At 66.0% G+C, this 10563-nt stretch carries 12 protein-coding genes and 4 pseudogenes; 7 read left to right on the top strand and 9 right to left on the bottom strand.

Going from position 1 to position 10563, the window contains the following annotated elements; all coding sequences use genetic code 11:
• Positions 1-92 precede the first annotated feature (92 nt).
• Positions 93-883 (top strand): IS5 family transposase gene (locus KUF83_RS31240; protein WP_374106105.1). Its coding sequence is split into 2 segments (ribosomal slippage): positions 93-407 and positions 410-883, totalling 789 coding nucleotides; the frame shifts between segments, so codons are not numbered across the junction.
• A gap of 105 nt (positions 884-988) precedes the next feature.
• Here KUF83_RS31240 and KUF83_RS31235 read toward each other — a convergent pair.
• Complete coding sequence (locus KUF83_RS31235) at positions 989-1459, bottom strand: hypothetical protein (protein WP_217458353.1); 471 nt, start codon at positions 1457-1459, stop codon at positions 989-991.
• A gap of 327 nt (positions 1460-1786) precedes the next feature.
• Between KUF83_RS31235 and KUF83_RS31230 the strand changes: the two genes are divergently transcribed.
• Entirely contained in the window at positions 1787-2218 is a 432-nt protein-coding gene (locus tag KUF83_RS31230) for a hypothetical protein (protein WP_217458352.1), read from the top strand.
• 73 nt (positions 2219-2291) lie between these two features.
• On the opposite strand, the gene KUF83_RS31225 is transcribed toward KUF83_RS31230, so the two are convergent.
• The 5 genes and pseudogenes from KUF83_RS31225 to KUF83_RS31205 all read right to left on the bottom strand — a co-directional run.
• A complete protein-coding gene (locus KUF83_RS31225) occupies positions 2292-3482 on the bottom strand; it encodes a transposase (RefSeq protein ID WP_217458351.1) in 1191 nt (396 codons plus the stop codon).
• A gap of 69 nt (positions 3483-3551) precedes the next feature.
• On the bottom strand, positions 3552-3908 hold the full coding sequence (locus KUF83_RS31220) for a transposase family protein (protein ID WP_217458350.1): 357 nt from the start codon (positions 3906-3908) through the stop codon (positions 3552-3554).
• Positions 3909-4119: 211 nt separating this feature from the next.
• Positions 4120-4911 (bottom strand): hypothetical protein, encoded by a 792-nt coding sequence (locus KUF83_RS42190; protein WP_254644648.1) that lies wholly within the window; start codon positions 4909-4911, stop codon positions 4120-4122.
• Between the two features lie 36 nt (positions 4912-4947).
• Positions 4948-5157, bottom strand: coding sequence for a hypothetical protein (locus tag KUF83_RS31210; RefSeq protein WP_217458349.1), 210 nt, complete (start codon positions 5155-5157; stop codon positions 4948-4950).
• 172 nt (positions 5158-5329) lie between these two features.
• Positions 5330-5842: pseudogene (locus KUF83_RS31205) on the bottom strand (transposase); the annotation flags it as partial.
• Here KUF83_RS31205 and KUF83_RS31200 point away from each other — a divergent pair.
• A complete protein-coding gene (locus KUF83_RS31200; RefSeq protein WP_217458355.1) occupies positions 5827-6033 on the top strand; it encodes a hypothetical protein in 207 nt (68 codons plus the stop codon). The pseudogene KUF83_RS31205 and the gene KUF83_RS31200 sit on opposite strands and share 16 nt — an antisense overlap.
• 113 nt (positions 6034-6146) lie before the next feature.
• Positions 6147-6356, top strand: a pseudogene (locus KUF83_RS31195) (IS6 family transposase); the annotation flags it as partial.
• A gap of 143 nt (positions 6357-6499) precedes the next feature.
• Here the strand turns inward: KUF83_RS31195 and KUF83_RS31190 are convergent.
• The gene (locus tag KUF83_RS31190) at positions 6500-7777 is read right to left on the bottom strand and encodes a CdaR family transcriptional regulator (RefSeq protein WP_217458348.1); all 1278 of its coding nucleotides are present in this window, start codon (positions 7775-7777) and stop codon (positions 6500-6502) included.
• A gap of 102 nt (positions 7778-7879) precedes the next feature.
• Positions 7880-8158, bottom strand: a complete 279-nt coding sequence (locus KUF83_RS31185) for a hypothetical protein (protein ID WP_217458347.1) — start codon at positions 8156-8158, stop codon at positions 7880-7882.
• On the opposite strand from KUF83_RS31185, the gene KUF83_RS31180 reads away from it, so the two are divergent.
• From KUF83_RS31180 to KUF83_RS43065, 3 genes and pseudogenes are all read left to right on the top strand, one after another.
• Positions 8157-9005, top strand: coding sequence for a DUF4394 domain-containing protein (locus KUF83_RS31180; protein ID WP_217458346.1), 849 nt, complete (start codon positions 8157-8159; stop codon positions 9003-9005). The two genes, KUF83_RS31185 and KUF83_RS31180, sit on opposite strands and share 2 nt — an antisense overlap.
• 262 nt (positions 9006-9267) lie before the next feature.
• Positions 9268-9591: pseudogene (locus tag KUF83_RS31175) on the top strand (transposase); the annotation flags it as partial.
• Between the two features lie 200 nt (positions 9592-9791).
• A pseudogene (locus KUF83_RS43065) lies at positions 9792-9836 on the top strand (hypothetical protein); the annotation flags it as partial.
• Between the two features lie 227 nt (positions 9837-10063).
• Here the strand turns inward: KUF83_RS43065 and KUF83_RS31165 are convergent.
• A partial coding sequence (locus KUF83_RS31165) for a DNA-directed RNA polymerase subunit alpha C-terminal domain-containing protein (protein ID WP_302828566.1) occupies positions 10064-10563 on the bottom strand: 500 nt, incomplete at its 5' end.

Raw genomic sequence — 10563 nt, 5'->3', positions numbered from 1 at the left:
GAGCTCGTAACACGATCTTGTTGAAGTGCCCTGGCCGGGCGTGACCGTTGGGTGATCCGGCCGTTCGGGAAGGTGTGAGTACTCGACCGTGGATCGTGGACGACGACTTGTGGGCCCTGATCGAACCGCTGCTGCCGCCCTGGCCGGAGCGGTCACCCGGGCCTCGGCCGGTGGCGGATCGGCTGTGTCTGCAGGGCATCCTGTACGTGCTCCACAACGACATAGCCTGGCAACTGCTGCCCCTGGAGCTGGGGTTCGGCTCCGGGCAGACCTGCTGGCGCAGGCTTGAGCGGTGGCAGCAGGCCGGTGTCTTCGACCAGTTGCACCGGATCCTGCTCGCGGAACTCAACGCGGCCGGCGAACTCGACTGGTCCAGGGCGTGCGTGGACGGCTCTCACATCCGCGCGAAAAAGGGGGAGCCGACACCGGTCCGTCGCCGGTCGACCGGCGGAAGACAGGCAGCAAACACCATCTGATCTGCGACGGACGCGGCACCCCTCTCAAGGTCATCACCACCGCGGCCAACGTCAACGACGTCACCCAGACCCTCGCTCTCGTCGACGGCGTCCCGCATGTCGCTGGCCGTCCCGGCCGGCCACGCCGCCGCCCCGACTCGCTGCTCGGGGACAAGGGCTACGACTCCAACCCCAACCGCGACGAGCTGCGCAGGCGCCGGATCCTGCCGGTCATCTCCCGCAAGGGTGCCCCGAACATCAAGGGCCTGGGCAAACTCCGCTACGTCGTCGAGCAAACGTTCGCTCTGCTCCACCAGTTCAGGCGGCTCGCCGTGCGATGGGAACGCCGCACAGAACTCCACGACGCGTTCATCTCCCTCGCCTGCAGCCTCATCTGCTGGAGACGGCTCAAGAAGCGCCGATCATGATCGTGTTACGAGCTCTAACTACCCGGCCTTGGGTCAAGGCCCGTCAGGAGCACTCTCCGCTTATTTGATCAAGCCTCGGACGCCCCACCTCGTGAAAGCGCGAGGCTAAGCGCTAGCCGCCCTCCTGACCTTCACCACTCGGCGGCCACCCTTCTCAGCCTCCAACTTCTTGATCACCTCATCAGGGTCAGGGTCGAGCAACTCGACGAGACGCTCTGCTCCGTGCTTCATGCTGAGCGCATGCGCAAGGTCGACGAGGAGCGTCAGATCTTCGTCATTCCTGACCCCTCGCGCCACGGCCATCAGGTGACGCAGCCGCTCGGGGACCGTGTCATCCGGCCTCACCCCACACCACTGCTCGGCGACCATCTCCGCCACCCTGCGCTCCGGAACTTCCAGCGCCTTCGCCATGCGCGGATACAGACCTGGCTCCGGCGGGATCTTGATCTCATTCCACCGCGCCTTGTTCCACCAGGTCACAGACGGTTTGAGGTCACAATCGACCGCCATCTCCTGGTAGGTCTTTCCCGCTTCGGTGTTGAGGTGGGCCACCCGCTCGCTGAATACGTTCGCCATGGCGAGAGCATCAACTCAAAAATACGATCCGTCAACTGTCGATGATGGCATCTACGGCCGCACGCCTCATCGACGGTGTCCCGCACCACCGGATCTTGACCTCGTGCCATCGAAACCTGATCGAGATCATCCCTTGTCAGAACGCTGCGACGGCTGTACGGCCATCCGGGAGAACCCGAGCAATCTGTGGACAGTCACGTAATTCGGCTCTGGCGAAGATCTTGTGATCCACGCAGCGATGTTGATGTCGGAGTCTTGGAGTAACTGTCACGGCCTCGGAGCAGGGGGCCAGCAGTCGGGTCCTGTTGCGCCAGTAGGTTGGGGACTATGGCACTGGCGCACATAGTTCTCACTTCAGGCCGCTCGATCGAACTCTCGGACGTGCGACTGTCCTCGACGTATGGCGGAATGTTGGAGGGGTACCCCTTCCGGCGCTGGAACGACCTCAAGCTGGAGTGCCTGCTCAGGAGCGTCGAGAAGGATCGTCCCTCAATTCCGGTGCACCTGGTCGCGCCGGTCCGGGAGCTGCCCGACCTCCTTGCTGGTGGTTTCGGCCCGGTCGAACTGCTGCCTGCAGTGACGTGCGTTGGGTCGTTCACCTCTCAGCCGATCGATCCGGAACGAGAGTCGGTGCTGCACCACTCTGCACTGACCGTCGTGTGGTTCCAGGCGACTCCCGACATCCCGTCAGGTGAGGACGCCGATCACGGTCTCCGCAGCGTCTGCTGGGACGACGCCGCGAGAGACTTCGAACGTTAAGAAGTTCAGCTCCAGCGCGTTCGGGCGACCGGTTCTCCTGAAAATCCCGTGCTCCGGGGCGGGTCATGTCATGTCATGTCATGAGGAGTATCCGTTTGCGGAGCAGGTCGAAATTGGCTCGGCCGTAGCCCTTCCGCTTGATCAGTTTGACGCGTGTCACGTGGCCCTCGACCTGGCCTGAGCTCCAGGAAGTCGAAAAGGCCGCAGTGACGGCGCCGATGTCGCGGCGCAGGCCGTTGACGAGGGAGTGCAGAGCGGGCAGGTCGTCCGTGAGGACCCGGTCCAGCCAGCCGGGCAGGAGGTCACTGCGGTGATCGCGCATCATGGTGGCGAAGTCACGGACGTGGCGTGCGGCAGCATCGACTTCGGGGCAGACGATCCGGATCTCCTTGAGCTCGGCCGCGTCGGTCTCGGCGAGGTGCTCGGGATTCGTCATGATCCAGCGGACGACCCGACGGGGCTTCGGCGCCGGCCGGGGTTCCGGAGGAGGTCCTGGTGGATCCTTGAGAAGGGTGCTGTGGGGCTTCTTGAACGGGCGGAAGCAGCGCCGGACGCACTGGATGTCGCCGGTGAAGCCCTGCTTGCGCAGTTCGCGGTGGAGCTGGGGAATGCTGTGGCAACCCTCGGTCCACCGCTGGTGCAGGTAGGGCTTGAAATCGTCCAGAAGAGTCGCCCGGTTGGTGGCCTTGACCAGGAGTTCATCGAGACTGCGGGCTCGGGCGAAGAGGCGCACGGTCGAGTGGTCGAGCCGCAGCTCACGGCGGATCGCGGCCAGAGTCTTGCCCTCGGCCAGCCGCTGCTGCACCGCCTCGTAGCGTTCGGTGGTGCGGGCCACCAGGCGCCGCGGGCGGCCCGCGAAGTCGAGTGTCCCGTCCGGCGGAACGAACGGGACGCTCTCCGCGATGGACGGCTCCTCGGTGACCAGGTCCCCGGCGGAGTCCATCTTGGTGGCCAGGGGGGTCGCGAACGCGGCCCGGATGCAGCCGTGGTGGGCGCCGACCATCGTCTCCAGGACCTCGGCGAGGTTCCGCCACAGATGCCACCCGTCCGCGATCTGCTTCGCCTGCGGGGCGCCGGTGCGGGCGCCCTCCGCGTAGGCGCCGGCCCGGTCCCGGCAAATGATCTCCACCTCGGGGTGCCCGCGCAGCCAGTCGGACAGCGGCGCGGCGTCCCGGCCGACCAGCACATCGAGTGGCCGGCGGGCCTCCAGGTCGACGAGGATGGTGGCGTATGAATCGCCCTTGCGCAGCGCGAAATCGTCCACGCCCAGCACTCTGACCTGGGTCGGAGGCGGCTCAGGGACAGCGCGAAGGAGATGCAGGAGCGTGTCCTTCTAGACGCGGATGCTCAACGAGCCGGCAAGCCGCGCCCCGGGACGGCCCGCCAGCGTCAGGGCGATCGAGGTAAGCACCGCTCGCAGAAGCGGGGTGTAGCGGGCGTGCGGGCTGGTCAGCCCCTCAATCTGCTCGGCGAACGTCACCGCCGGGCAACGGGAGTTGAGGCACTTGAAGCGCCGAACCAAGAGCTCGATCACGACGAGGGCTGCACCGAGGGGCGCGTCAGCGAGGCGGCGCAGGTACCGGCCGTGCACCCGCCAGGAAGGCATCGCACAGGACGTACATCTCGCAGGCAGCGTCCTGCACGACGTGCGAAACGTGACCACCCCAGCGGCCCGCTCGATGGACTCCACGACCACATCCGCTAAATGAGGCAGCAACCGCCTCAGATACCCTGAACCGCACACCCGGTAGATGCCCAGTTCAGTCGGGTGCCATCACAAGATCGTCGGCAGAGCCGAAAAATTTGTTCGTCGACAGCCAGTACGTGTACGTCACCAATATCGGCTTCGCCGCGTAGCGCTCCCGGCTCAGCTTTTGTTTGCGCCGTGAGGCGCCGTTGGTTCAGTGCTGGAGAGCGCAGTCATCCGCTGCCAGGTGCAGGTGCCGAAGGGTTTCCAGTTCGGTGGTGGGGAAGGCGTGCAGCTGCCACTTCTGGAGGTAGCCGTCCTCGCCGTGGGTTCGCCGCACCTTCTCGGCGGCCATCAGGACCGCATGTGCCAGGGAGGTGCGAGGACGTGTGGACGTCCACACGAAGGTGCCCTTCCCGTCCGGTGCGTCGAAGCTCGTCGACATGTCCGGGAAGCGACGGATTGTGATGTGCACGTCGCTGTTTCGGCGACGAAGAATCCACCGTGACTCTGCCGGTTCGAGGTCGAACGAGAACCGCTGGATGCCATGAGGGCCGTAGAGGCCTGTCACGCCTTTCAACAAGTCGGCGAGCGCGTTTGTGCAGTAGCTGACGATGTCCCGGTGCTTTGTCGAGCCATCCCAGATCCTGCACGTCGCCCAGCCGGAGCTGCCCAGTTCCCAGCTGAAGTGCAAGGACCTCGTCACTGAATCCCCCTGATCGTTTGCGGACAACGCTACAACCGAGCTGGCCCACCGGGAGGTGACCCGTTCCTTCACCTCGGCGGTGAGCTGGTGGATGCGCCTAGCCAGCAGCCGGAGCGTGAAGACGGCCGCATCGCCTGCGTCGAGAAGGTCAGCGCACCGGTTGATCAAGGCCGTGTTGCTGAGCTCGGAGAGTGCCTCGCGCAGGGCGGGATCGACACCGAGCAGCACGGCCTTGAGCTGGTTCTTCGCCTGCGTGCGGGCTTTGACGGCCGACTCCTTCGCCAGTCGCAGCACGCGCATGGGCAGACCCGACGAGCGGCACTTCTGCGCCTCGGGTCACTGATGCTGCTGGAAGGCGACCGCGTCCGGGTTGCTGGTGAGCCACCAGTGGCACACGCTCCACTGATTGTCCTTGCCTCCGGCGTCGTCGAAGATCACGACGGCCACGACCGGGCCGCTGCAGTTCGGGCTCGGTGCGGTGTGCATGCTGCACTTGCGGTCATTGTTCGGGAGCACCTTGTCGATGGCTGTGATGACGGACTTCATGGCGGGAGCCTAGGTGTGCTGTCCGGCGCGCCGCCAGGTAAGCGGCAAGTCGGCGAGGGGGCATCGGGGCATGGAGTCACACACCTTCTAGTAGTACTTCGTTAGGTTCTTGCTGTGGTTCTGCTGGTTTTGATGGGGCGGCCGCAGGTGGTGCACGTGCCGGTCCAGCACCTCAGCAGGTCTTGGAGGGCGTCGAGGGTCTGGTAGAGGCTCGGTCCGGTGCCTCGACTTTTGGGTCGAGCCTGCGGAGCGTGAGGAAAGCCTGGGCGGCGGTGACGAGGGTGACGTGGTGGTGCCAGCCGCGCCAGGTGCGGCCCTCGAAGTGGTCCAGGCCCAGGCCGTGCTTGAGCTCGCGGTAATCGTGTTCGATCCGCCAGCGCATCTTCGCCCACCGCACCAGATCAGCTGCCGGTGTGGTGGCAGGAGGGTTCGATATCCAGTAGTTCGTCGGGGCATCCTGGCCGTCCGGCCATTCGACCAGAAGGGTCTGGGTGGGCAGGACGCCGTCCCACCGGTTGCGGCCGCCGCCCGCTTCCTGAGCGGCGGCCAGGGACTGCTTGCCCGCGGGCCGCACCGTCAGCATCGTGAACCGGGAGGTCATCGCGCCCTTGGTGCCCTGCCGCCAGGTCACCTCGGTGAACCGCTCCGCACCCACCTCCGCCGCGAGGGTTGAGACGGCTCGCGGCGGAGTGCAAGCGCCACCTGGCCGGTTTCACCCTGCGGGCGACCGACACCGACTGGTCGGCGGGCGACGGACCAGAAATTGCCGGGCCCGCGCTGGCCCTGCTGCTGCTCTCGACCGGACGCACCGCCTGTCTGCACGCCCTCCAGGGCGACGGCGCCGACTGGCTCAAATCCTCGTCCGCAAGCCACTGAGACGTGACATCGCACGAGTCGCACGAGTCGCACGAGAAACGGCCCTTGAACCTGGCTGGCTATCGGCCGGACCCCTCCCGCCGTGGCGAGCGTCCGCAGGTCAGCACGCCGCGGCACCAACCAGGCAGCGCGAACGGGCGATGAAGGGCTTCCGCTCTGCGGGAGGAGGACAGCGGTTTGCGTCCGCTTTCAGCGGCATCTCGCCCGACTCCCGGCCCCGCCGCCATCTGATGTCCGCACGCGACTACCGAGCCGAGATAACCGTCCGCTTCGGGATCTGGGAGCAGGCCACCGGCGTCGTCGGCCTCGCCGCCACGGCCTGAAGACAGTCCGGAACAGGGCTCCACCGCGCCATGAGCACCATCCGCACTTGCTCGCCAGCAACGTGACAGCTCCTGCGGGCGTCTTCGAGTGGTGCTCCCTGCGTCTGGGTTTCACTCTGCGCTGTCGCCCCCGCTCGCCCAGATCAGTGCCACGCTCCTGACAGGCTCCGCGTGACGACCGAGCTGAGGATGCGCACGCCGCGTGTCGAGCCCGGATCGATGCCGGTGAGCTCTCGTACCCGGCGGAGGCGATAGTCCACGGTGCGGGGGTGGACGTTGAGGGCTGCTGCCGTGGCGCCGCGGTGCATGTCCTCGCGATAGTACGCGTCGAGCGTGACGAGGAGATCCGGGCCGGGCTGCAGGTCCCTGACCACCGTATGGAGCCATTCGTCGACGAACGGCACGTCCGCAACGGCGAGTTCGACGAATACGTCCGCCATGGTGTGCGGCCGCAGTCGAGCGGACGCCCGTCGCAGCGGCGCAGCTCTACTGATCCGCCGGGCCAGGTCGAGGGCGTCGGCAACCTCGGACAGCGGTGCGGTGGCGGTGCCCGCGGCGCAGGGGCGACCAAGAGCCTGGGCGAAGTCCCGTACGAGATCGGATACGAGCTTGGGCAAGAGGTCCGGCGCATGGTCGGGCGCAAGGTCGGGTACGGAATGCGGCTGCGCGGTCTCGGCGGTATCGGGCCCAGGAGACGCCGGAGGCATCGGGGGAACCAAGGGAACCAGGGCAATCAGCTCACCGCTCCTGTTTCCGCCCTCCGGGCACCACGTGATCGGCACGTGGTGGGTTTTCACCAGCGCCTCGATCTCGCTCTCCAGGTCACGATCACCGACGGGACGGTCCGGCACCCGGATCACCGTCACTGCGCAGCGCTCGGGCAGTTCCATGCCCACGGCCGAGGCGAGTTCCGCCGATATGGGGTCTCCGTTCAGCAGCGACCGGGCCAGTTGGGTGACCTGAGCGACGTACGGCAGACGGTGCCGCAGCGCCGTCACGAATCCCTGGCTGTAGGCACCGATGCCACGTTCTCCCTGCGGGGCGAACCAGCTCATCATCCGCATGAGCTCGCCGATGCCACCGCCACGCTGAGCTTCGGTCGCTTCGTTGATCTCGCGCAGCATGAGTGAGGTGTGCAGTCGCAGGACCCGCTGCCGTGCATCGAGCGACATCCCCGCTCCGGCCCGAAACTCGCCGATCGACGCGATGTAGCCGAGGTCGTCGTCGTTCAACTCACTGTCGTCCGGGGACAGTTCGACCGTACGACGTCGAAACCACACTGCGTACTCCAGCGTCTCGGCCCGCGCCCGGGAGTTCGTGTCCAGGAACCCGAACTCCGGAATCTCGCGCGCGTACGCCTCGACCTCCCGGCGCGCGTTGGCCGACGCCTGTCGGGCCAACGCGGCGAAGAGGTTTCCCATGGGCGCGAGCATGCCATTCCGGTCGAACAGGCCGACAGGCGAGATCCGGACGGCATCTATCACTCCGCGCAAATGAGAGACGAGCGCATCTGGGGCACTTTGTCACAGTGCGCAAAATTCCTGGATCGGGGCATTCTCATCGCTCGTTCTGCTTGTGGAGACACTGTGAACTGGCCTTAATGGGAAGCGCGTACCAACCCGTGGATGAGAAATCACAGCGATCATTCCGGTCGCCACCCCGGCGATCAGTATGGAATCACTGCGGGAATCGGTACGGAAATCTCTCATCTGTGCGCCACGCAATGGTGCTTGTTCAAACGGGAGGGAATCACCGATGAAAGCGGAAACAAGAAAGAGAATCGCGGCGGCGATCGCGGTCATGGCCACCTCGACAGCGCTCATGCTGAGCGCGCCGGGCACCGGCTCGGCCGCCCCCGCCGCCACCCCCAGCCTGCGCGCCTTCGGGATCACCGGCGACGGCACCCTGATGGCCACGTTCACGACCGACCGGCCGAACGTACTCAACTGGGTCAGAGCCGTCACTGGCCTCAGCGGCGACACGGCGCTGATCGGCATTGACTTCCGGGTGCAGAACGGCCTGATGTACGGCGTCGGCAACAAGGGCGGCATCTACACGATCAAGATCCCGTCGGGCACCGAGGACGTCGTGGTCACCAAGGTGTCCCAGCTCCAGTACACGCTGCACGGTACGAACTTCGGCGTCGACTTCAACCCGGCCGCCGACCGGCTGCGCGTGATCAGCGACAACGGCCAGAACCTGCGGCACAACCTCAACGACCACTCGACCATCCAGGACCTGAACCTCACGACCCCGCCGATCGAGGGCACGACCAAGGGCGTCTCTGCCGCCGCCTACACGAACAATGACCTCAACGGGACCACCTCGACCACGCTGTTCGACATCAATACGACCAGCGACCAGGTCGTCATCCAGTCCCCGGCCAACAACGGCACGCTGGCACCTACCGGCAACCTCGGCATCGACGCCGGGATCAATGCCGGCATGGACATCTTCAGCACCCTGTCCGGGGGTAAGACGGTCAGCAACGCCGCCTTCGCCACCCTCACCCCCTACGGTGCCAGCACGCCCTCCCTCTACAACATCAACCTCTTCACCGGCGAAGCCACGCTCGTGGCCGACGACCCCTCCATCGCCAAGTTCCCCCTGAACATCACGGACGTGGCCATCTCCCTCATCGGGAGCTGAGCCCGTCCCGGGGATCACTTCTTCGAGGTCGCGAAGATGGGCGCGGTGCTGGTATCCGGGCGGCGAGACAGGCACAGGTCCTAGCGATCATGGAGTTGCGACGCTCTGTGATCACTGGGAGGACCTGTGCCTGTGCTGCCATCACGGCTGAACGAACCACTCTGAGGGTGTTGTCACGTTGTGGGGTGCGTGGCTGCCTGACGGCGGGGGCAGGATGGCTTGGGACCTGCCCTGTGGTCAGGCCGTGGCGAGCGGTCGGCAGGTCCACCTGGTGGTGGACAACTACGCCACCCACAAGACCGCAGCCGTCAAGAACTGGCTGCTGGCTCACCCCCGCTTTCCCCTGCACTTCACCCCGACCGGATCCTCCAGGCTGAACCTGGTGGAACGCTGGTTCGCCGAACTCACCAACAAACGCATACGAGGAGGCACCCACACCTCCGTCCAGGCCCTGGAACGAGACATCCGCACCTGGATCAAGGCCTGGAACGACGACCCCAAGCCCTATGCGTGGGTCAAGACCGCAGACGAAATCCTCGAACGCCTCGCCTCATATCTGAACCGAATTTCAGACTCAGGAGACTAGCGGTGGGTCCGTGCCGGTGCAGTCATCGCGGCACGGACCCGGGCCTGAACTTGTACAGCCCATGGTGCGGCGGCCACCCCCGATGCCCGCCCGGTTCATTTCCGTCAGTGGGCGGCCATCGCGGGTGCCAGTTGCTGCTGGAGCTGTGCGGGCAGGGGTTCCTGACGGTCTGTCGCGGCGACCAGGGCTTCGGCCACCTCATGCAGAAGGCGTCGGTTCGGGCGATCGCCGCCGAGCTGGACCCCAGCCCGTCGACCATCAGCCGGGAGATCCGCCGCAACCGGCACCCCGAAAACGGCCAGTACCGCCACTTTGCCGCCCAGGCCCGCGCCGATTCCCGTCGGCCGAGGCCGAAACCGAGGCCCGGCATGATCGGCCGATCTCTGAGCTGCGGGACTTCATCCAGGACGGCCTGGACCTACGGTGCGCCCGGAAGTGGGCGAACTGTCTCTCTGACCGGCGCAGCGAGCGTTCAGTATTGCTCGGTCTCCACGAAACCCGCGTCCGCGTCGTCGTCCGCACCGAGGGCGGCGGCGGTCGGGTTGAATCCGGGCGGGGCGTCCTTGAGGCCGAGGCCCATGCCAGCGAGCTTTTCCTTGACCTCGTCGATGGACTTCGCACCGAAGTTGCGGATGTCCATCAAGTCGGCCTCGGAGCGCGCCAGGAGCTCACCCACGGAGTGGACGCCTTCACGTTTGAGGCAGTTGTAGGAGCGGACCGTGAGCTCGAGCTCCTCGATCGGCAGGGCGAGATCGGCGGCCAGGGCAGAGTCCGCGGGGGAGGGGCCCATGTCGATGCCCTCGGCGTCGATGTTGAGCTCGCGGGCGAGACCGAACAGCTCGACCAGGGTCTTGCCGGCCGATGCCATGGCGTCACGGGGGCGCATGGCCTGCTTGGTCTCGACGTCGACGATCAGCTTGTCGAAGTCGGTGCGCTGCTCGACACGAGTCGCCTCGACCTTGTACGTGACCT

The sequence above is a fragment of the Streptomyces sp. BV286 genome (genome assembly GCF_019090165.1).
Classification (GTDB): Bacteria; Actinomycetota; Actinomycetes; order Streptomycetales; family Streptomycetaceae; genus Streptomyces.
Note: the sequence above shows the minus strand (reverse complement) of the source record. Positions and strands in the feature narration are given on the sequence as shown.

Excerpts from the sequence above, each read along its gene's own strand:
- KUF83_RS31235 (WP_217458353.1), bottom strand. The coding sequence starts at position 1,459 with ATGGCGAACGTATTCAGCGAGCGGGTGGCCCACCTCAACACCGAAGCG.
- KUF83_RS31230 (WP_217458352.1), top strand. The coding sequence starts at position 1,787 with ATGGCACTGGCGCACATAGTTCTCACTTCAGGCCGCTCGATCGAACTC.
- KUF83_RS42190 (WP_254644648.1), bottom strand. The coding sequence starts at position 4,911 with ATGCGCGTGCTGCGACTGGCGAAGGAGTCGGCCGTCAAAGCCCGCACG.
- KUF83_RS31210 (WP_217458349.1), bottom strand. The coding sequence starts at position 5,157 with ATGAAGTCCGTCATCACAGCCATCGACAAGGTGCTCCCGAACAATGAC.
- KUF83_RS31190 (WP_217458348.1), bottom strand. The coding sequence starts at position 7,777 with ATGGGAAACCTCTTCGCCGCGTTGGCCCGACAGGCGTCGGCCAACGCG.
- KUF83_RS31180 (WP_217458346.1), top strand. The coding sequence starts at position 8,157 with ATGGCCACCTCGACAGCGCTCATGCTGAGCGCGCCGGGCACCGGCTCG.
- KUF83_RS31185 (WP_217458347.1), bottom strand. The coding sequence starts at position 8,158 with ATGACCGCGATCGCCGCCGCGATTCTCTTTCTTGTTTCCGCTTTCATC.